The sequence below is a fragment of the Croceicoccus sp. BE223 genome, from assembly GCF_031457155.1.
In the GTDB taxonomy this organism is placed as follows: domain Bacteria; phylum Pseudomonadota; class Alphaproteobacteria; order Sphingomonadales; family Sphingomonadaceae; genus Croceicoccus.
The window spans coordinates 84,641-105,060 of record NZ_JAVDWB010000010.1 but is presented as its reverse complement, the minus strand read 5'-3'; the positions used below and the strand labels follow the sequence as shown (position 1 = coordinate 105,060).

The window sequence follows — 20,420 nt, the reverse complement described above, 5'->3', positions numbered from 1 at the left end:
CTCTAAGGATGGTGGGCAAAGTGTCAATGGATCTTTCGGCCCGATGGCGCAAGACATGGAAAGTCCACGCGATTTTAGCGAAGGATATGTGCGCCGACCGATTTGGCGGGCGGCCCCGCCAAACCTAAAGTACCAGCATGTCGAACCGAATCCGGCCCGATGCGTTCCCCGCCCTGCCGCGCGCCAGGACCGTCGTGGCGGCCGCTGCCCTTGCCGCCCTCGTCGCGGCCTGCGCGTCGGACAGGCCGGTCGGCCCTCCGACGGGCACGCCTGCCGGGCGCCCCGCGACCGGCGCCGAAACGCAGATGTGCCGGCGCCAGCTTGCCGATCTCGGCGCGGGGTTCAGCCCGATCGGCGATCTGTCGGCGGGCAGCTGCTCCAGCACCAACGCCGTCACGCTCTACCGATTGGCCGGAGACACCGCCCCCATCGGCGTCACCAACGTGCCGCGCATCGGCTGCCCGCTGTCGCAGACGGTGGCGGCATGGGCGCGCTATGGCGTCGACCGCGCGGCGCGCCAGATGCTGGGCAGCGGCCTTGCCACGATGGAGACCTTCGGCTCTTACTCCTGCCGCAACGTGGCGGGCAGCGAGCGTCTTTCCTCTCATTCGACCGCCAGCGCGCTCGACGTGTCGGGCTTCGTGCTGGCCGACGGACGGCGCATCACGGTGAAGGATGGCTGGGATGGCGGCACAGAGGTGGAGCGCCGCTTCCTGCGCGTGGTGCAGGCCAGCGCGTGCAAGCGGTTCGGCACCGTTCTCGGCCCGGACTACAACGCCGCCCATGCCGACCATCTCCACGTCGAAATGGGCAACGGCAGCTTCTGTCGCTAGTCCCCGTCACTCCCGTGACGATAGGGGCCAAGCGTGGCGATCAGCACGACGACCACCGCCAGCGCCGCCGCCGAGGCTGCCAGCGCCCAGTCGTAGTTGCCGGTAAGGTCGACCGACCGGCCGAAAGCCATCGGGCCGAATGCGGCCCCCAGGCTGAACAGGCCGAGGATGACGCCATACGTCGCGCCATAGTTCTCGATCCGCGCATAGCGGCCGGTGAAATAGGCCAGCATGTCGACCTCCGCACCCGCGGCAAGACCGAGCAGCAGGGCGGCCAGCAGCACCGGGCCTCCCCACAAAAGCAGCAATGCGCTGACGATCGGCGAGACCAGAAAAAGCGCGGCGATATAGGGTGCGTGTAAGCGGTCGAACAGATAGCCGACGACGACCCGCGCGACGATCACCGCAGCGCCGATGGCTCCGGCAAATTGCGCAGCTTCGGCCGCCCCCATGCCGCGATCGACCAGCAGAGGCACGAGGTGGACGATAAGACCCGCTACCAGAAAGCCGAGCATCACGCCGACCAGCGCGACGATCGCGGTCTGCCGGTTGAGATCGAACCGACCCCCGCCCCGCCGGGCCTTTACGGGTTCGCCCCGCGGCATGAGCAGGCTGACCGGCAAGCCGATGAGCGCCGTCGCCCCCGCCACGACCAGCGCCGCAGTCCGCCATCCCGATTGCGCCACCAGCGGGCCAAGCAGCATCGGGGCCAGCATCGCGGCCGCCCCCGTGCCGAGCAGCATCAGGCCGAGCGCGAGGCCGCGCGCCCTATCGAAGCGAACCGAGACCACGCGCGCCCAGATCGCCGGCGTCGTTCCGCATCCGGCCAGCGACAGCAGCAGCCATAGCGCATACCAGCCGGCGATCGACGGACCCGCGAAAGACAGCGCGACCCAGACGAGCGGCGTTGCGAGGTAGCTGGCAATGGCGATCGGGCGCGCACCGATGCGGTCGGCAAGGAGCCCGACGATGGGCGCGGACAGGAAGATGCCGAGTTGCTGGAACGTGGCGGCCCCGGAGACCTCCGCCCTGCTCCAGCCCATTTCGGCCTGAAGAGGCTGCACGAAAAGGCCGAGCGAATAGAAGCCGACCCCCATCATCCCGACCCCGATGGCGAGCGCCGCGCCAAGGACGGCGGGCCAACCGTCGGCAAATTCGGCGCGGGCGGGTGCGGAGGACATGGGCGCGGTCATCCTGGTCCCTTGCCCTGCCGCGTTCCGGACCACCAGCGCCAAGTTCGCGCTTGTCCGAAAGGCGGTCAGGCCCGACCGCGCGCCTTTGGCGGCCGAAACAGCAGGGATCGAGCGTGGTGGTCTCGTGGTCGTCCGACCGGTTCAGCCGAATGGACGGTTCGCGCGTGAGATCGAGGACGAGTCCATGCGCCGTTTGCAGCAACAGCTTTTTGCGGTCCGCCCCAATAGACCAGGGGGCTGCCGGGCAGCACCCGTGCCATCTGCCGCGGCTCCAGTCCGGGCATGCCGGTTCCCGCTTCGTCAAAGGTGCCGCAGGCGACGTCGATCTGCGCCGCGTCGGCTCCGCCGGTTCGTGCAAGGCGGCCATCGGTGCCGTAAGCGACATGGTGTCCGGCGTGATGAGGATGCGGCTCTGCAGGTCCGAGAGCCCGATGCCGCTTCGCCCCTGCTCGTTGCCGAGCTGCAATCCCTCGGCGCGCCATTCGCCGGCGATTTCGGCCATGTCGGGAAGCGTTGCCAGACGCATCGCTTCGGGCCGTTCGAGAATCCGTTCGCTGCCGTTCGCGACCAGCCTGAGCCGCCCGCCTTCGATCCGCTCGATCGACGTATTCTGGGTGAAGAAGGCAAAATAGCGACTGTCGCGATCCTCGCGTTCTTTCCCGCAGCCCATCGCCGTCCGGCCCTGCGGTTCGGAACTGGCGGGCGGAACGAAGTGTCCGCCCTGCACCGTGCCCGGCGCACCCGACCAGTTGCATTCGAGCCTGAGGCCGACCCGCCCTCGCCGAACGTTGCGAAGGCAGTCGGAAGCGGATGCGTGACTTACGCCGGACGATATCCGGCAAATTCCACGATTTGCCATGTCCCCTCGATATCGACCAGGGACCTGATCGGCGTGAGACCCGGCTCTCCCGGAGCGGTCGGGGGTTCGGATACCGGCGGCGCGGAGACCTCGGTCGCCGTGCAGCCTGCGAGAGCAAAAGTCATGGTCCAACCGGCCGGAAAATGTCGCTTCATCGCCACCGCAGCCCACTTGTCATTCCGAACAAGGGACTGCCCGCCGCCGATTTGATCGCGCTTGAACGAAGCCCGGCTTTGCCGTAACGGCACCGCGTCATCCGGGGAGTAGCCACCCGCAGCGCCGTTTCCGGCATCGCGGGCCTGCCGTCGACATACTGGGCCGAGAGGCTCCGGCGCGTGGGGACAATGGTCCGGCGAGACTGCGTGACACCAAACCTCCTGTCCGGCCGGGCGGGGGTGCGGTGTTGCATGGTTTCAGCTTGGAAGTGCCCGGCCCGGAGATGTTCATGGAAGCCCTCGTTACCTCTACCGCCGTCGTCGCCCTTGCCGAAATCGGCGACAAGACGATGCTGCTGGCCATGCTGCTGGCCGCGCGGTTCCGCCAACCGGTGCCGATTGCCTTCGGCATCCTGTTCGCGACGCTGGCCAATCACTTCCTGGCCGCCCTGCTCGGTTCCAGCATCGCGGGATGGTTCGATGGCGACCTGTTCCGCTATCTCGTCGCCGCAGGCTTCGTCGTCATGGGTCTGTGGACGCTGGTGCCCGACAAGTTCGACGAGGACGACGAGCCGGCTTCGCGCGGCGGCGCGTTCCTCACTACCCTGATCGCGTTCTTCCTCGTCGAGATCGGCGACAAGACGCAGGTGGCGACCATCGCGCTGGGCGCCCGGTTCCACGATGCGCTGGCGGTGACGGCGGGAACGACCGTCGGCATGATGCTGGCCAATGCGCCGGTCCTGTGGCTGGGCGACCGGCTCGCGGACCGTTTGCCGCTGGCCAGAATTCGCATGGCGGCAGCCATTCTCTTCGTCGCGCTCGGCCTCTGGCTGGCGGCGGAGACGGCGGGGATGTTCGGATAGGCGATAGCGGACGGCAGCCGGGGGCATCTGGCTGCGGCCGCCGCGCTGATCGCGCTTCAGTGGAGCCAGTCGTCCATCGCCGCTTCGAGCCGCAGCCGCACCGCTTCGGCGGCGTGGCGCGCGCCGAGCTTGTCCATCATGTTGCCGCGGTGGATTTCGACCGTGCGCGGGCTGATGTCGAGATCGCGGGCGATGGCCTTGTTCGAACAGCCCTGCGCCAGCCGGTCGAGCACCTCCCGCTCCCGGTTGGAGAGCATGGCGATGCGGCTGCGCGCCTCCAGCGCGCGGCGCCGCTGTTCGACATGGGTCGCCGCCTCCTGCGAAACGCGGTCGATCGCTTCGGCCAGGGCGTCGATGTCCAGCGGCTGGGCCAGGTAATCGAAGGCACCGGCCCGCATCGCGGCAACCACCCGGTCGACGTCCGGCCGTTCCGCCATGGCGATGACCGGTAGCCATGCGCCGCGGTCGGCCATCATCCCCATCAGACCGGCGATGCCGCCATCCTCCGGCGCGTCATGGGCCAGCACGATCCCGTTGCGCGGCAGGTGGCAAGTGAGTTCGTCGACATGCTCGTACACTTCGGCGTGGTGACCCATCTCGAACACGGCGCGGGCGAAATTGGCGCGGTTGCGCGGATCGGCATCGAGGATGTGGATGATGTTGCGCTTTTCCATGCCCGCAATCTGCACACGGCTGGTGGTTAAGCGCCATTCAGTACGATTCCGATACGGATACAACGATCTCGTTAACCGGCGTAACCGGCTAAAATCCCCGAAAAATTACCCCCGGAATGGAGACGATACGCAATTTCCCGGTCAGTCCTTTTGCCGATCCGTGTCGAGCGCATAGGGCGGCAGCTCGTTGAAGGCGCTGCGCAGCGCCTCGCTCCACCCCTTCGAGATCGCCTGGAAGAACTCGTCGCTGGCGTGGATCCGCTGTTCGTGCGTGGGCACGAACCTGTCCTTTTCCAGAACCAGGAGATCGAGCGGCATGCCGACCGACAGGTTGGCGGCGAGCGTCGAATCCATCGACACCATCAGCAACTTGGCCGCGTCGCCGAATTCCATCGTGCGGTTGTAGGCGCGCAGGATGATCGGGCGGCCGTACTTCGTCTCGCCGATCTGGAAGAAAGGGGTATCCTCGCTCGCCTCGATGAAGTTGCCTTCGGGGTAGATCAGAAACAGCCTCGGCTCCATCCCCGCGATCTGCCCGGCAAGGATGATCGAGGCGGTGAACTTCGGGCCACCGGACATGTGATCGTTCGACTGCTGGCTCTTGCGGATGGTTTCGGCCAGCAGGTCGCCGACGATGTTGGCGACCTGAAACATGGTGGGTGCCCGCAAGATCGACGGTTCGCGTTCTTCCGGTGTCTTGGTGCGTTCTTCGAGCAGGCTGATCACCGACTGGGTGGTGGCGAGGTTGCCCGCGGTCATCAGGGCGATGATCCGTTCGCCGGGGACCGACCAGTGGTGCATCTTGCGGAACACCGAGATGTTGTCGACGCCCGAATTGGTGCGGGTGTCGCTCATCAGCACCAGCCCCTTGTCGAGCATCATGCCCACGCAATAGGTCAAGAAACGATCCCTTCCTGGTCTCCGGCCAAGCCCCGCCGTCCGACCCTTCCCTTGTTCCGCAGTCCCTGCCGCCAGCGGCGCTTAGCGCAGATGCACCCTATTGCGCCACCGTCTGGTGCAACACCTCGAGTTCGACCGACAGCCGGTTGTTGCCGCTGCCGAAGCTGATCCCGGTGATCGGCGCCGCCTCGCGATAGTCGTTGCCGGTCGCGACCCGGACGTAGCGCGCATCGGGACTGATCCCGTTCGACACGTCGAACCCCACCCAGCCCAGTTCGGGCACGAACGCTTCGGCCCAGGCGTGGCCCGCCTCCTGCGAGGCAGTCCCATCCATGCTGAGATAGCCCGAGACGTAGCGCGCCGGGACGCCGAGCGCGCGGGCGCAGCCGATGAAGATATGGCTGTGGTCCTGGCAGACTCCGCGACCCGACGCGGCGGATTCCTCGGCGCTGGTCTCGCTGTCGGTCCGGCCCGTCTCGTAGGCGACCTGCGACAGGATGCGGGCGGAAAGATCGTGGAGCATGGCCAGCCGGTCGCCCTTGGCGTCAAAGCCCGACAGCAAGCCCTTCATCGCCGCGCCCGGCTTGGTCAGCGCCGTCTGACCGGTGAAGTGCCAGATCGGCAGGCAGCCCGAATGCCGCCCCATCACGCCCATCCTGTCGTCGGTCTCGACCACGCCGCGGCATTCGATCTCGACATGGGTGACGCCCGGATCGACCGAGACCAGCGTCGTCGTGTTGCAGTTGTGGTCGTCGTATTCCAGTTCGCGGTGCGCCCCGTCGAGATGCATCGACCATTCGACGATGGTCTGCCCGCTGGTATGCTTGGGCGTCAGGCGCAGGCGTTGCAGCGCATGGACGACCGGCTCGTCGAAGTCGTAGCGGGTGCGGTGCGTGATGGCGAGGCGCATGACTGTCCTTTTCTGGTCCCCGCTTCGCTGTCGTCAGTCGACGAAGCGGTAGTCGGTGGCGACGGCGTTCGAGATGTCGTTGTTGCAGGCGATGAAGTCCGAGAGGAATTCGTGCAGCCCGATGTCGATGATCGTGTCGATGTCCTTGTCCTGAAGCTTCAGTTCGGCATTGCGCATCACCGCATGCGCATTGACCTCGTGCCCGTATTGCAGGGCCAGGTTGTGCAGGTTGGACCGGATCTTGGCGTAGCAGAATCGCAGCGATCGCGGAAAACGCTGATCGAGGACGAGGAAATCGGCGATGCCGCGCGCGCTGAGCTGCCCGGCATTGAGCCAGCGATAGGCCCGCTCGGCGCCCAGCGAGCGCAGGATCGTCTCCCACTGCGCATTGTCGAGGCTGGAGCCGACGTAGGACAGCGAGGGCAGCAGGACGTAGTACTTCACGTCGAGAATGCGGGCTGTGTTGTCGGCGCGTTCGACGAAACTGCCGATGCGGGCGAAATTGTAGATGTCGTTGCGCAGCATCGACCCGTCCATTGCCCCGCGAACCAGCGTCGATTCGCGTTTCACGGTCGCGATCGCGTCGGCGATGCCGCCTTGCGTCACCGGGCGCGACAGCAGGTCGTTGAGCTGCAGGTAGCTGCCGTTGACCGCCTCCCACACTTCGCTGGTGATGCTGTTGCGCGCGGAACGGGCGTTGTTGCGCACCGATGCGATCAGCGATCGGATTGAGTTCGGGTTTTCCCGGTCGCGCAGTATGTAGTTCCACACCTGGATGCCGGTGTAGGTGCCGTTCTGCCGGTCGTAGCCCATGCGCATGCCGGCGGTCTCGATGACCGAGCGCCACTCCTCTTCCGCCGTCAGGTGGTCGCGGGTCAGCGCCATGCGGAAGCCGGTGTCGATCAGGCGGGCAAGGTTTTCCGCCCGCTCGAGATAGCGGAACATCCAGAAGATCGCGTTTGCGGAACGTCCAAGCATTATTCTTCCAGCACCCAGCTATCCTTGGTCCCGCCGCCCTGGCTCGAATTGACCACCAGGCTCCCCTGCTTCAGCGCCACCCGCGTCAGGCCGCCGGGCGTGATCTCGATCCCGTTCGGGCTCATCAGCACGAAGGGCCGAAGATCGACATGGCGCGGGGCAAGGCCGCGCCTGGTCAGGATCGGCACGGTGGAAAGCGCGAGCGTCGGCTGCGCGATGTAGTTCTTGGGATTGGCCTTCAGCTTCTCTGTGAAACGGGCGATCTCCCGCTTCGAAGACGTCGGCCCGATCAGCATGCCGTAGCCGCCCGACCCGTGGACCTCCTTCACCACCAGGTCGGCGATGTTGTCGAGCACGTACTTGAGCGCGTCCGGCTCCATGCAGCGAAACGTCTCGACATTGGGGAGCAGCGGCTTTTCGCCGGTATAGAACTCGACGATCTCCGGCATGAAGGAGTAGAGCGCCTTGTCGTCAGCGATGCCGGTGCCGGGCGCGTTGGCGATGGTGATCCCGCCGGCGCGGTAGACATCCATGATGCCCGGCACCCCCAGCATCGAATCGGCGCGGAAGGTGAGCGGGTCGAGGAAATCGTCGTCGACCCGCCGGTACAGGACGTCCACCGGCGTGAAGCCCAGCGTGGTGCGCATCTGGACCCGGCCGTCGACGACGCGCAGGTCCCCCGCCTCCACCAGTTCGGCGCCCATCTGGTCGGCCAGGAAGGCGTGCTCGTAATAGGCCGAATTGTAGATGCCCGGCGTCAGCACCGCGACGACGGGCCGTCCCTGGCAGGCAGGCGGCGCGCAAGCGGCCAGGCTACGGGCCAGGCGTCGCGGATAGTTCGATACCGGCGCGACCTTCACCCGGGTGAACAGTTCGGGGAACATCGCCATCATCGTCTCGCGGTTTTCCAGCATGTAGGAAACGCCGCTGGGCGTGCGGGCATTGTCCTCCAGCACGTGGAAGTCGTTGGTGCCCGTGCGAACCAGGTCGATGCCGGTGATGTGGGTGTAGACGCCGCCGGGCGGGGTAAAACCGCTCATGTGCGGGAGGAAGGCGGGATTGTCCTTCAGCAGCCATTCCGGCACGCGCCCGGCGCGGATGATCTCCTGCCGGTGATAGAGATCGTGGAGGAAGGCGTTGAGCGCCCTCACCCGCTGCTCGATACCCTTGGACAGGCGGCGCCATTCCTGCGCGGTGATGATCCGCGGCACCGGGTCGAACGGGATCAGGCGTTCTTCCGCCTCTTCCTGACCATAAACGTTGAAGGTGATGCCGGTCTTGCGGAAGAAAGCCTCAGCCTCGCGATGCTTGCGGTGCAGCGCCCGCGGATCCTGTTCGTCGAACCATGCACGATAGCCGTCGTAGGCCGGTCGGACGCCGCTGTCGCCGTCCACCATCTCGTCGAAGGTATCGCTGGCTTTCATCCGCATCTGGCCGGGCCTGCTCCTGTCAGTCTGTCGTTCGGGGTGATTCGGAACGCCGGGTCGGCGAGCACGCCCGCCACGGTCTCGATCGCGGCGGGATGCCAGGCAAAGCCCATGTGGGTGCAGCGCACCGGTATCGAAAGGTCGCGCTCTCCGCTCCGTCCGCAAGCGCAATGGCGATGGACGACGCCGTCGCGCGCGCTCCACAGCGCGATCGTGGGAACGGGGGGCTTGGCGGCGAAATCCTCGCCCACCGGCGGTTCGTCGACCGCGTGGCCCGCGACCCAGTGATAGATCCGCCAGGCATTGTTGCCATGGCTGTCGCCCGAGAACGGCGAGCCCATGGTGACGACGAGATCGACGAGATCGGCCCGCGCCTTTGCCGCTTCGCGTGCGAAGACACCGCCCAGGCTCCAGCCGACGAGCGACACGGGCCTGCCCTCGAGATCGGCCACGCGCTCGATCCGCGACAGCAGCCGGGCAAAGCGGTCCTCGCTTGCGCCGAGGTTCCAGCCCAGGCCCCAGTCTGTCACCGCATGGCCCGCCCGGGCCAGTTGCCGCCGCATCGCCGCCATGCGCCAGGGATGCGATCCGAAACCGGGCAGGAGCATGACCGAGCGCGGTGCGTCGCAGGCCGGAACCACGACCGGGCCGTGCATCGCCGCGTAGGCATGGGGAAATATCGCAGATGCGAACTCGCCGATCAGCAGACGCGCCGCGGGCGTGGCCACGCCGTCGGGCTGCGGCCTTGCCGCCAGCGTGCGACGCCGGCGAAACTCGTCGACCAGCCAGCCGATCCCGCGCCCTCGCGCGCTCTCCACGCCCCTGCCCGCAACCCCGGCGCGACCTTCGGCTGCTTGTGCGGCGACCCCCACGGGGTGGCCGCGCAGACGCCGGTCGTGCTGCGTTGCTGGATTGGTCATGACACCTGTCTTAGGCAAATCCTTTCGCACCTGCAAAAGGATTGCAACGAAAATGAAGCGTGATCCCCAAACGCCCGGCGCACGGGTCGGTTTCTCAGTCGGTTAGTCGCGCCCTGATAACGAGTTTCAGCTCTTGCAATCGCCGGTCCTCCGGCTCGCGACCTTCATCTCCATCGCCATTGCGCCGCCCGGCAGGCCGGGGGACTGCATGTTCATCGTCATCGTCATCTGCGAACCGGTTTCGGTGCCGGTGCCGCTCATCGTCACGGTGCCCTTGGCGTCAGCGGTATCGCAGATCATCCGACCGGCGAACTTCGCGCCGTTGGATGTGAAACTGTCCATCCGGCACCCTTCCTGCGACGACTTGGCGAGTTCCTCGAAACCCTTTTCGGCTTCGGCGCGGGTCAGGCAGCGGCTGCTGGTCCTGCCGAAGGATTCGCCCATCATCGCCTTCATCTTCGCCGCTTCTTCCGCGGGGATGCCGGGAATTTCGAGCGAGACCAGTTCCGCCGTCGATTCGTACTGGCCAGGGCGCGGGCGGACGGCATTCTTCATCTGGGACGCGATCTCCGCGTCGCTCATGCCCGATGGCAGGTCGGCGGGTGCTTCTCCCTTCGCCTGCGTCACCGCATCCGCAGCGGGCTTGTCGGAGCCGCAGGCGGCCAGCGCGAGGGGGGCGGCACACAGAACGAGAAGTCGGATGGTCATGAATGTCTTGTCCCGGAAATCGAAGGGCATGGCTTGCCGGCAGGCTAGAGCAAGCCCGCCCGATTGCAACGCCGATGCCCGCGCCCCATATGGCCGGGCATGGCAGAACTCGTCATCCGCCGCGGCCTCGAAGAACCCGATACGTCGGGCAAATTCGTCCCGCACAAGCCGCAACGCCCGGACAAGTCGATGCCGGGCCGACGCTTCGAGATCGTATCGGACTACAGCCCGGCGGGCGACCAGCCGACCGCCATCGCCGAGCTGGTCGAAGCGGCGCGAGAGGGTGAAAAGACGCAGGTCCTGCTCGGCGTCACGGGCAGCGGCAAGACCTTCACCATGGCCAAGGTGATAGAGGAACTGCAGCGCCCCGCGCTCATCCTGGCGCCCAACAAGATCCTCGCCGCGCAGCTTTACGGCGAGATGAAGAGCTTCTTCCCGAACAACGCGGTCGAGTATTTCGTCTCGTACTACGACTACTACCAGCCCGAAGCCTATGTCCCCCGGTCCGACACGTACATCGAAAAGGAAAGTTCGGTGAACGAGGCGATCGACCGGATGCGCCACTCGGCCACCCGCGCCTTGCTGGAACGCGACGACGTGATTATCGTTGCCTCGGTCTCGTGCCTCTACGGCATCGGCTCGGTTGAGACCTATTCGGCGATGATCTTCGACATCGAGAAGGGCAAGAGCGAGGACCAGCGCGAGATCATCCGCAAGCTCGTCGCCCTGCAGTACAAGCGCAACGACACTGCCTTTGCACGTGGCAACTTCCGTGTGCGCGGCGACAGCCTCGAAATCTTCCCCTCGCACTACGAGGACATGGCCTGGCGGATCAGCTTCTTCGGCGACGAGATCGAGGCGATCAGCGAGTTCGACCCGCTGACCGGGAAGACCGGTGCTTCGCTGAACAAGGTGCGGATCTACGCCAATTCGCACTACGTCACCCCCGGGCCCACGATGAAGCAGGCCGCCGCCGCGATCCGCTTCGAGCTGGAGGAACGGCTGAAGGAGCTGAACGCCGAAGGCCGCCTGCTGGAGGCGCAGCGGCTCGAGCAGCGGACCAATTTCGATCTCGAGATGATCGCCGCCACCGGAAGCTGCGCAGGGATCGAGAACTATTCGCGGTTCCTGACCGGACGCCTTCCGGGCGAACCGCCGCCGACTTTGTTCGAATACCTGCCCGACAATGCGCTGCTCTTTGTCGATGAAAGCCACCAGACCGTGCCGCAGATCGGCGCGATGGCGCGGGGCGACCACCGGCGCAAGCTGACGCTCGCCGAATACGGTTTCCGCCTGCCGAGCTGCATCGACAACCGCCCGCTGCGCTTCAACGAATGGGACGCGATGCGCCCGCAGACGATCGCGGTATCAGCCACGCCCGGCGGCTGGGAGATGGAGGAAACGGGCGGCGTTTTTGCCGAACAAGTCATCCGACCCACCGGGCTCATCGACCCGCCGGTCGAGATCAAGCCGGTCGAGGACCAGGTCCAGGACTGCATCGCCGAATGCAAGAAGACCGCTGCTGCGGGCTATCGCACGCTCGTCACCACGCTGACCAAGCGCATGGCCGAGGACCTGACCGAGTTCATGCACGAACAGGGCGTGCGCGTACGCTACATGCACTCCGACGTCGAGACGCTGGAGCGTATCGAGCTGATCCGTGATTTGCGGCTGGGCGTCTATGACGTGCTCATCGGCATCAACCTCCTGCGCGAAGGTCTGGACATTCCCGAGTGCGGCCTTGTCTGCATCCTCGATGCCGACAAGGAAGGCTTCCTGCGCAGCGAAACCAGCCTGATCCAGACCATCGGCCGCGCCGCGCGCAACGTCGACGGGCGGGTCATCCTCTATGCCGACCGGATGACCGGCAGCATGGAGCGCGCCATCGCGGAAACCGACCGCCGCCGCGCCAAGCAGGAGGAATACAACCGCGAGCACGGCATCACGCCGCAGACGATCAAGCGGAATATCCACGACATCGTCGCCGACACCGCCAGCCGGGACGGGGTAGTCGTCGACCTCGAAGACGACGAGCGCAACAACCTGGTCGGTCACAACCTGCGCGCCTATATCGAGGAACTCGAAGGCCGGATGCGCGCCGCCGCCGCCGACCTGGAGTTCGAGGAAGCCGGACGCTTGCGCGACGAGATCCGGCGGCTGGAGGCCGACGAACTTGGCCTGCCGGACGATCAGAAGCGAGCGCCGATCGTCGGGCGCAGCAACGAGGGCAAGCCCGGCACCCGCAAGACCCGCTACGGCAAGGTCCAGAAGAAGTGGAAGCGCTGACCAGCCTTCGCTGAGGCGCTGACGCGAAGCGCGGGACAACTGGCCGCAGCCCTCTTTTGTCGCGGCGCTCGCGATGTTACCGCCCTCGCCGATGATCCGACTTACCCTGCCCGCCCTGCCGCTGGTTCTCGCCGCCGCGACGCTCGCCGCCTGTTCGGGCAGCGACAGTGACAGTCAGCCCGTGACCAAGTTCGAACTCGCCAGTCACGATGGACAGGCCGCGCCTGTGCGAACCGATACTCTGCCCGGCGAAATCGACCCGCCCGAGGCGAAGTGGCACGACAGCGGCGCGCTGGTCACCTACGGCGAACCGGGCAAGCCGCCGCTGATCGCGCTCACCTGCAAGGACGGGATGGTCTCGGTTACCCGCAACATCGGCTCGGACAAGGGAGCCAAGGCGCTGCTCGCCTTCGTCGGCTATCGCGGCATCCTCCGGCTCAAGGTCGAGAACGACGGCAAGGCCTGGCGCGGGGCGCTGCGCTCCGACGATCCGCACTGGATCGCGGTGACCGGCGGCCCGTTCTACACCACGGTCGCGGGCGGCGGAAAGGTGATCTCCCCGGCCAGCGCCATCGCGGCGGGCGTGGTCACCGCGTGCAAGCCCGATGCCGACGCGACGATCAAGGGCGCGCCCGGCGAAGGCGATCCGCTCCCGGTCGCTCCCGCCACGACCTGACGCGTCACAGCTTGCCGAAGCGTTCCTCGTAACCGGCGATATCGTCCTTCGCGAGGTATTGCGCCTGGGTGCGCCAGTCGTCGCGGGTGATGCGGCCGGCAAAGCGGCCCAGTTGCGCGTCGATGCGCTGCACGTCCTCGTCGTTCCACGCGGCGATCTGGTCGTAGCTGGAAATCCCCATGTCGCCCAGCATCGCCATCAGCTTGGGACCCAGCCCCTTGATCCGCGACAGGTCATCGCCCGTCCGCTCCGTGCTCGAAACCGCGTCGGCGGCATGGTCGGTAGCGTCGATCTTGATCGCGGCCGCCACCGCCTGCGCGTCGTCGGCGTCGTCCGGCATCTGGTCGGCCACTTCCTTGCGCGCGCCGTCTTCGGCGAGGTGATGCATCCGCTCGTCATGCGCCAGCGCGGCTGCGCCGATTGCGATGTCGAGGCCAGCCATCCCTTCGGGCGCGAGCGGCGGCTCGTGCTCGTGCGTCACCACGCCCGCGGCGGGCGCGCTGTCGATCAGCGCCTGGTTGCGCCGCGCCGGCCCGACCCCTTCGTCGAGCACGTCGGGCCGGTGGCTGCGGATCCGCTCCTTCTTGGGCCGGGTGAACAGCCACAGCACGATGATCGCCGCCAGCGCGACGACGATCGCGAATGCCACCCAGTTCGCCTGGATCACGTCAACCATCGTTCTTGTCCTCGTTCCTCGTGTCCGCGCGCGCCGCGGCTTCGCGCCTGGCGCGCACCCGGCGCAGTTCCGACAGTCGTCGTCGCCGGGAAAACCAAGCTAGGGTCAGCGACACCACGGCGCCATAGGCGATGAGCGCGGCGACCATCAATTCGATCCATAACGGCATCCCCGCCTCCTATCCCGCGTTCGGGGTGTCGACCGGGGTCGGCACCGGCGGCGCGATGGACAGGACCGAAAACTCGATGCGGCGATTGGCCGGGTCGTTCGGGTCGAGCCCCTCCACCGGGCGCGCCGAACCGTAACCGCGCGCCCGCATCGAATCGCGGGGCAGTCCGCGCGCGATCAGCGCCTCGCGCACCGCGGCGGCCCGCTCGCCCGACAGCTTCAGGTTGACCGCCGCATCGCCGACCGCGTCGGAATGGCCCGCGATGGCGACGATGCTGCCGCTGCACGGTTTCAGGGCGGCGGCGACCTCGTCGAGCAGGACGCCGCTTGCCGGGTCGATCTCGGCACTGCCCTCGGCAAAGCGGATGACGCGCACGGAGAGCAGCGCCTCGACATCGCGTTCGCAATGAAAGGGGCCCGTCTCCACCGCCGCCGAAGTCGCCGCCGCGCGATGCCGCAACCTGGCCCAGTGGACCCCGCCCACCAGCGGCAGGGCCGCGATGCCGCGCGCGACGCGGGCGCGGGTGTCGTCGTCGAGGTTCTCGCCGCCCGAAAGCGTGGGATGGCGCGTGGCCCAGCCGTTGCCGGTGCGGAACCGCGCGGTGATCCCGTCGCCGCCTTCGGCCGCGATCACGGCGCGGGCATCGCGTTCCAGCCGCTCGACCAGCGCCGCGCCGATCATCCGGTCGGCCAGCAGTGCGGCCAGCGCCACAAGCACCGCACCCAGCGCGATGCGGGCGGACAGGGGAAACGACAAGGCCATGACCGGTCCCTGTTAGCGCCCCTGCGCCCCGGGCGAAAGCGCATCGGCATCGGCAGCACTCGCCTCGCTGCTCTTCGCGCTCTTGAACAGGATCCGGTCTTCCGGCCCGAAACCGCGCTTCCAGATGACATAGCCGTAAGTCGCGAGGATCGCCGGTATGCCGAGCGAAAGCTCCAGCCATTCCGGCAGGTAGGTAAAGCCGAACCCCATCGCCACCGCCGGCGCGACGGCCCAGACCAGCGGCCAGCGGAAGTTGTTGATCGGATGGCCCAGAATGCCCGCCAGGATGCGCGACTTGGCAAGAGATGCGAAGCCCAGCGCAAGGGTCAGTGCGATGGCCGCCCCTGCGGCCTGGAACAGTTCGTTGAACCCCATTGCGCGCAATCCCGCAATGATCGCCACGGTCAGCCCGGCCTGGAGGAGGATCGTCGCGGCGGAGATGGCGAGGTTCCTGAGCCGTGCGAGGTAGATCAGCGCCGCTTCCGAAACGACCGCGGTGGCCGCAACCACTTCGGCCAGCAGGAGAAACGCCAGCGCGCCCGTGCCATAGACGAATTGCGGCCCGACGAGGCCCATGACCCCCTCGCCCGGAATGCCGAGGGCAAGGCCGATGCCCGCCTGCGCGGCGACGATCCAGAAGCCCGCCTGGCAGACCTGCCGCGCGATGGCGGCATAGTCCCGCTCCTTGAGCTTGCGCACGATTACCGGGCCGAGGATCGGCTCGAAACTGGTCTTCAGCTTCTGCGGCAGGGAGGCGACCTGCTGCGCGATGTAGTAGATGCCGACCGTCGCCGGGCTGACGAAGATGCCGAGGATCGCGATGTCGAGCCGGCGTGTCCCCCACTCGATCGCGTCCGCCATGGCGAGGGGGAAATTGTCGCGCGCAATGCGGGCCAGCGGGACGATTTCCGGACGCCAGCCGTGCGGCACGCCGTAATCGCGCAGCATCGGCACCAGCGCCGTCAGGGCCGCGGCGAAGACCGATACGAGGTAGGCCAGCGCGAGCCCGCCATCGCGGGTGGCGGGGATCAGCCAGAACACCCCCGCCATGATCGAGATCGTCCACGGCTCCACCACCGAACGGCTGCGCACTGTGGCGGCGATGTTGTAGCGATAGGCAAGCGCGGCGAGCATGACCTCGGTCATGCCGAGCATCAGGATCGCCAGCGGCAGCCAGAGGTCGAGATCGGAGTTGCGCCCGTTCGGGAACATCGGATCGGGAAAGGCGAAGAGAAGCCCGGCAAAGATCGCGCTGGTCAGCAGCGAAAGCAGCAGGCCGTCGGCGACGACATGCGAATCGGCGCGTATTTCTTCGCCCAGTTCCTTGGCCAGCCCGCGCTTGAGGCCCAGTGTCGCGAGTTGCCCGCAGATCTCGATCACGATGAGCGCGGATGCGAACCGGCCCAGCTGGTCGGCGCCGTAAAGCCGGCCCGCGATGAACAGGAAGGGCAGCCGCGCGGCAAGGCGCATCAGGAAGCCGAGAAAGTTCGTCCGACCACCCTTGGCCAGCGCCGCCATGTCGGCACCCGGCTCGGTCGCCTTCGCACCGTCCCGCGCGCCGTTGCCGGACGCGGGCCTGCCGGGTTCGCTCACCTTGGCCGCTCCGGCTTGTCGTCCTGGCCCTCGGTGCGCAGCGGGCGCGCCAGCAGGCTTTCGACCATGCGGCGCGCGCCGACCGTGCCGGACAGCAGCGCGCAGACCGCGTCGGTGATCGGCATCTCGATGCCCATGTCGCGGGCCAGCGCCTGCAGGACCGGGGCGGTATGCGCGCCTTCGGCAACGGTGCGGCGATTGGCCATCAGCGCGGTTGGGTCCTGCCCTTGCCCGAGCGCCTTGCCGAGCGAGAAGTTGCGGCTGCTGGTCGAGGAACAGGTCAGGACGAGATCGCCCAGCCCGCACAGGCCCGCCAGCGTTTCGCCCTGCGCCCCCTTGGCATGGCCGAAGCGGAGCATTTCGGCATAGCCCCGTGCGATCAGCGCGGCGCGGGCGTTCTGGCCCAGCTCCATTCCGTCGACCACGCCGCAGGCGATGGCGAGGACGTTTTTGACCGATCCGCCGATTTCTGCGCCGACGACATCGCTGGAATAGTAGGGCCGGAACGTCGGCCGCGCGATCGCCGCCGAAAGCCGCCGCCACTGCGCCTCGCCGCCCTCGCACGCCAGGGTGACCGCCGTCGGCAGGCCGGCGGCGACCTCGTGCGCGAACGTCGGGCCGGACAGGACCGCGGGGCTCGCTCCCGGCACGGCCTCGCGCGCGACATCGGCCATCAGCCTGCCGCTGCCCGCCTCGATCCCCTTGCAGCAGAGCACGAGATCGCCGGCAAAGCCCGGCAGCCCTGCCATCACCCGGCCAAGGTGCTGCGCCGGGGTGACCGCCAGCAGGACGTCGAACCCAGCGAAATCGGAAATGTCGCCGCTTGCCCGCACCTGTTCCGAAAGGTGCGCGCTGGGTAGATAGAGCGGGTTGCGATGTTCGCCGTTGATCGCGGCGACGACTTCGTCCTCCAGCGCCCAGAGCAGCACCTCGCGCCCGTCGCTGGCCAGCATCTGCGCCAGCGCCGTGCCCCAGGCACCCGCGCCGATGACGCCGACTTTCGCTGCGCCGAGCCTATCCGAACCTTGCCCGTTCATGCCTTCACCCCTGCCCCTCGTGCCGGCTGCGCATCGGGGTCGAGCGGCCAGCGCGGGCGCGCCGCGAAGTCGAGCGGATCGCCCTCCCCCGCCACCAGCCCGGCGGCCAGTCGCTCCTGCCCCGCCCATGCGATCATCGCCGCATTGTCGGTGCACAGCGCCAGCGGCGGCGCCACGAAATCCAGCCCGTTGTCCTGCGCGAAGCGTTCGAGCGCGCCGCGCAGCGCGCGATTGGCCGCTACCCCGCCCGCCACGACCAGCGATGCGACCGGCCCGGCGAGGTCGAGCGAGCGTGCCGCCCGGTCGAGCACGCAGTCGAGCGCGGCCTGCTGGAAGCTGGCGGCGATGTCGGCAGGTCGATACAGGCCGCTCTCGTGCGCGCGCAGCACCGCGCTCTTCAGCCCGGCGAAGGAGAAATGCGGCTCCTCCGATCCCTTCAGCGGGCGCGGCAGCGGCACGGCCCCGGCATCAGCCTCAAGCGCCAGCCGCTCGACCGCGGGGCCGCCCGGATAGCCGAGGCCCAGGATCTTGGCGGTCTTGTCGAAAGCCTCTCCCAAGGCGTCGTCGATGGTGGTGGCGATCCGGCGATAGTTGCCGACCCCGCGCACTTCGAGAATCTGGCAGTGCCCGCCGCTCGCCAGCAGAAGCAGGTATGGAAACGCGAGCGCGGCATCGGCCAGCCGCGGGCTGAGCGCGTGGCCTTCGAGGTGATTGATGGCGATCAGCGGCCTGTCCCCTGCCAGCGCCAGCGCCTTGGCGGTGACGAGGCCGACCATGACCCCGCCGATCAGGCCCGGCCCGGCGGTCGCGGCGATGGCATCGACATCGGCCAGCGTCATGCCCGCATCGGCCAGAACCCGCGCGACCATCGGACCCAGCACCTCGACGTGCGCGCGGGCCGCGATCTCGGGCACGACCCCGCCATAGGGGCGATGCGCTTCGTCCTGCGAGGCGATGGACTGGGCGATAATCGTGCGATCCGCCGCCACGAGCGCCACCGCGCTTTCGTCGCAACTGGACTCGATGCCGAGCACGACCGGGCGCAAGGGGGCGGGGTTCGGAGTAGACGATGGTGCAGGGGTCGCCATGGCGGCTTTCCCTGAACGCTTTGCGGCGCTAGCACAAGCAGCGATGGCAGACCTTGCACCGAAGTCCGATGGCGTATCGCCCAGCCCGGCAAAGCCGCCCCGCCCGGTCAAGCCGCTACGCCTCGGCACGCGGCAATCGCCGCTCGCCATGGCGCAGGCGCACGAGGCGCGCGACCGCCTTTGCACCGCGCACGGCTGGGACGAGGCCAGCATCGAGATCGTGCCGGTCCTCGCCAGCGGCGACAAGGTGCTCGACCGCCCATTGGCCGAAATCGGCGGCAAGGCGCTGTGGACGAAGGAGCTCGACGGCTGGCTCCATGAAAACCGCATCGACTTTGCGGTCCATTCGATGAAGGACGTGGAGACGGTTCGGCCCGATTGGCTGACCATCGCCGCGCTGCTGCCGCGTGCGGATGTGCGCGACGTTCTGGTCGGCGCGCGCACGATCGCCGCGATCCCGCCCGGCGCCCGCGTCGGCACCAGCGCGCCGCGCCGCGCCGCGCAGATGCTCAACATGCGACCGGATCTTACCGTGGTCGGCTTTCGCGGCAACGTCGCAACGCGCCTCGCCAAGCTGCAGGCGGGCGAAGCCGACGTCACGCTGCTCGCCGCAGCGGGGCTGGAGCGGCTGGGCGAAAGCGGCGTCGGCACGCCGCTCGACGCGCCGGATTGGCTACCCGCGCCGGCTCAGGGCGCCATCGGCATCGAGTGCCGGACCGACGATGCCGCAACGCGGGAAGCCCTTGCCGCCATCGACCATGCGCCGACCCGCGCGCAGGTGATGGCCGAACGGGCGCTGCTGCTGGCGCTGGGCGGCAATTGCCACAGCCCGATCGCGGTGTGGACGCGGGGCGAAAGCGAGCTCACCATGACCGTACGGCTTTACAGCCCCGACGGGCTCGTCCGTGTCGAAGGCGAGGCGAGCTTCCGGGCCGACAGCGACGGACCGGCCCGGCTGGCCGCCGACCTCCTGGCCGATGCGCCGGAGGCGGTCGCCGCCCATTTCAGCGGCGCGTCCGTTTGATTCGCATCATCGCGATCCGTCCGGAACCGGGTTGCGGCGCCACCGTCGCGCTGGGTATCGCGATGGGCCTCGACATTGCCGCGCATCCGCTTTTCGCGACCGAACCGGTCGAGTGGGCGCGTCCCCACACGCGCTTCGACGCCATCCTGCTGGGCAGCGCCAACGTCCTGCGCCTCGCCGGGCCTGAGCTTGAGAGTCTGCGCCATCTTCCCGCGTTCTGTGTTGGCGAGACGACGGCGCAAGCCGCGCGTGCGGCAGGCTTTACGGTGGTGGGGATGGGCAGCGGCGGGCTGCAATCGGTGCTGCCGCTGGCGGGCGGCTATCGGAACCTGCTGCGCCTGTCGGGCGAAGCGCGGGTGCCGCTCGATCCCCCGCCAGGAGTGCGGATCGAAACGGTGACCTGCTACCGGGTCGCTGCCCGGCCGATCGATCCGGCGCTGGCCGATCTCCTGCACAAGGGCGCGCTGGTCCTGCTCCACTCGGGCGAAGCTGCCACCCATTTCGCGGCGGAAATCGATCGCCTCGCCATCGCGCGCTCGGCCATCCGTGTCGCCTGCCTCGCCCCGCGTATCGCCGAGGCTGCCGGAACCGGCTGGGCGGCCATCACCATCGCCGGCCAGCCGCAGGACTGTGCCCTGCTGGCCTTGGCCGAACAAATGTGCCAAGCAGCCCGCTGACGGGATCACGAA

The 20,420-nt window shown here is 67.7% G+C and carries 20 protein-coding genes; 6 read left to right on the top strand and 14 right to left on the bottom strand.

The features are described from left to right. Positions 1 to 137 precede the first annotated feature (137 nt). Positions 138 to 833: an extensin family protein gene (locus tag J2X37_RS16335; protein ID WP_310023347.1), complete on the top strand. Its 696-nt coding sequence runs from the start codon at positions 138 to 140 to the stop codon at positions 831 to 833. On the opposite strand, the gene J2X37_RS16330 is transcribed toward J2X37_RS16335, so the two are convergent. Beyond that, positions 830 to 2,026 (bottom strand): MFS transporter, encoded by a 1,197-nt coding sequence (locus tag J2X37_RS16330; RefSeq protein ID WP_310023344.1) that lies wholly within the window; start codon positions 2,024 to 2,026, stop codon positions 830 to 832. The genes J2X37_RS16335 and J2X37_RS16330 overlap by 4 nt on opposite strands. Before the next feature lie 1,304 nt (positions 2,027 to 3,330). On the opposite strand from J2X37_RS16330, the gene J2X37_RS16325 reads away from it, so the two are divergent. Further along, on the top strand, positions 3,331 to 3,903 hold the full coding sequence (locus J2X37_RS16325) for a TMEM165/GDT1 family protein (RefSeq protein ID WP_310023342.1): 573 nt from the start codon (positions 3,331 to 3,333) through the stop codon (positions 3,901 to 3,903). A 56-nt stretch (positions 3,904 to 3,959) separates the two neighbouring features. Here J2X37_RS16325 and J2X37_RS16320 read toward each other — a convergent pair whose 3' ends face one another. The 7 genes from J2X37_RS16320 to J2X37_RS16290 form a co-directional block, all read right to left on the bottom strand. Then, positions 3,960 to 4,577, bottom strand: coding sequence for a LuxR C-terminal-related transcriptional regulator (locus tag J2X37_RS16320; protein ID WP_310023340.1), 618 nt, complete (start codon positions 4,575 to 4,577; stop codon positions 3,960 to 3,962). Between the two features lie 141 nt (positions 4,578 to 4,718). Beyond that, on the bottom strand, positions 4,719 to 5,477 hold the full coding sequence (locus J2X37_RS16315) for a proteasome-type protease (RefSeq protein WP_310023338.1): 759 nt from the start codon (positions 5,475 to 5,477) through the stop codon (positions 4,719 to 4,721). Between the two features lie 97 nt (positions 5,478 to 5,574). Further along, a complete protein-coding gene (locus J2X37_RS16310) occupies positions 5,575 to 6,387 on the bottom strand; it encodes a transglutaminase family protein (RefSeq protein ID WP_310023336.1) in 813 nt (270 codons plus the stop codon). A gap of 33 nt (positions 6,388 to 6,420) precedes the next feature. Next, entirely contained in the window at positions 6,421 to 7,365 is a 945-nt protein-coding gene (locus J2X37_RS16305) for an alpha-E domain-containing protein (protein ID WP_310023334.1), read from the bottom strand. Further along, positions 7,365 to 8,789 (bottom strand): circularly permuted type 2 ATP-grasp protein, encoded by a 1,425-nt coding sequence (locus tag J2X37_RS16300; RefSeq protein WP_404979647.1) that lies wholly within the window; start codon positions 8,787 to 8,789, stop codon positions 7,365 to 7,367. The genes J2X37_RS16305 and J2X37_RS16300 overlap by 1 nt, the downstream gene beginning before the upstream one ends. Then, positions 8,786 to 9,712, bottom strand: coding sequence for an alpha/beta hydrolase (locus tag J2X37_RS16295; RefSeq protein WP_310023330.1), 927 nt, complete (start codon positions 9,710 to 9,712; stop codon positions 8,786 to 8,788). Before J2X37_RS16295 ends, J2X37_RS16300 begins: the two co-directional genes overlap by 4 nt. A 126-nt stretch (positions 9,713 to 9,838) precedes the next feature. Continuing rightward, positions 9,839 to 10,420: a DUF3617 domain-containing protein gene (locus J2X37_RS16290; protein WP_310023328.1), complete on the bottom strand. Its 582-nt coding sequence runs from the start codon at positions 10,418 to 10,420 to the stop codon at positions 9,839 to 9,841. A 99-nt stretch (positions 10,421 to 10,519) separates the two neighbouring features. Here J2X37_RS16290 and uvrB point away from each other — a divergent pair, with 99 nt between their 5' ends. Next, on the top strand, positions 10,520 to 12,706 hold the full coding sequence (gene uvrB, locus J2X37_RS16285; protein WP_310023326.1) for an excinuclease ABC subunit UvrB: 2,187 nt from the start codon (positions 10,520 to 10,522) through the stop codon (positions 12,704 to 12,706). 91 nt (positions 12,707 to 12,797) lie between these two features. Beyond that, complete coding sequence (locus J2X37_RS16280; protein ID WP_310023324.1) at positions 12,798 to 13,382, top strand: hypothetical protein; 585 nt, start codon at positions 12,798 to 12,800, stop codon at positions 13,380 to 13,382. Between the two features lie 4 nt (positions 13,383 to 13,386). Here the strand turns inward: J2X37_RS16280 and J2X37_RS16275 are convergent, their stop codons facing one another. From J2X37_RS16275 to tsaD, 6 genes are all read right to left on the bottom strand, one after another. Beyond that, positions 13,387 to 14,058 (bottom strand): hypothetical protein, encoded by a 672-nt coding sequence (locus J2X37_RS16275; protein ID WP_310023321.1) that lies wholly within the window; start codon positions 14,056 to 14,058, stop codon positions 13,387 to 13,389. Further along, on the bottom strand, positions 14,051 to 14,227 hold the full coding sequence (locus tag J2X37_RS16270; RefSeq protein WP_310023319.1) for a hypothetical protein: 177 nt from the start codon (positions 14,225 to 14,227) through the stop codon (positions 14,051 to 14,053). Before J2X37_RS16270 ends, J2X37_RS16275 begins: the two co-directional genes overlap by 8 nt. Positions 14,228 to 14,236: 9 nt before the next feature. Further along, on the bottom strand, positions 14,237 to 14,989 hold the full coding sequence (locus J2X37_RS16265) for an OmpA family protein (RefSeq protein WP_310023317.1): 753 nt from the start codon (positions 14,987 to 14,989) through the stop codon (positions 14,237 to 14,239). A gap of 12 nt (positions 14,990 to 15,001) precedes the next feature. Next, positions 15,002 to 16,507: a lipopolysaccharide biosynthesis protein gene (locus tag J2X37_RS16260; RefSeq protein WP_310023366.1), complete on the bottom strand. Its 1,506-nt coding sequence runs from the start codon at positions 16,505 to 16,507 to the stop codon at positions 15,002 to 15,004. Between the two features lie 71 nt (positions 16,508 to 16,578). Then, positions 16,579 to 17,619, bottom strand: a complete 1,041-nt coding sequence (locus tag J2X37_RS16255; RefSeq protein WP_310023315.1) for an NAD(P)H-dependent glycerol-3-phosphate dehydrogenase — start codon at positions 17,617 to 17,619, stop codon at positions 16,579 to 16,581. Then, complete coding sequence (gene tsaD / locus J2X37_RS16250; RefSeq protein WP_310023313.1) at positions 17,616 to 18,707, bottom strand: tRNA (adenosine(37)-N6)-threonylcarbamoyltransferase complex transferase subunit TsaD; 1,092 nt, start codon at positions 18,705 to 18,707, stop codon at positions 17,616 to 17,618. Before tsaD ends, J2X37_RS16255 begins: the two co-directional genes overlap by 4 nt. Before the next feature lie 43 nt (positions 18,708 to 18,750). Between tsaD and hemC the strand changes: the two genes are divergently transcribed. Further along, positions 18,751 to 19,731, top strand: a complete 981-nt coding sequence (gene hemC, locus J2X37_RS16245; RefSeq protein ID WP_310023310.1) for a hydroxymethylbilane synthase — start codon at positions 18,751 to 18,753, stop codon at positions 19,729 to 19,731. Next, positions 19,728 to 20,408, top strand: a complete 681-nt coding sequence (locus tag J2X37_RS16240; RefSeq protein ID WP_310023308.1) for a uroporphyrinogen-III synthase — start codon at positions 19,728 to 19,730, stop codon at positions 20,406 to 20,408. The genes hemC and J2X37_RS16240 overlap by 4 nt, the downstream gene beginning before the upstream one ends. The last annotated feature ends 12 nt before the right edge of the window (positions 20,409 to 20,420 follow it).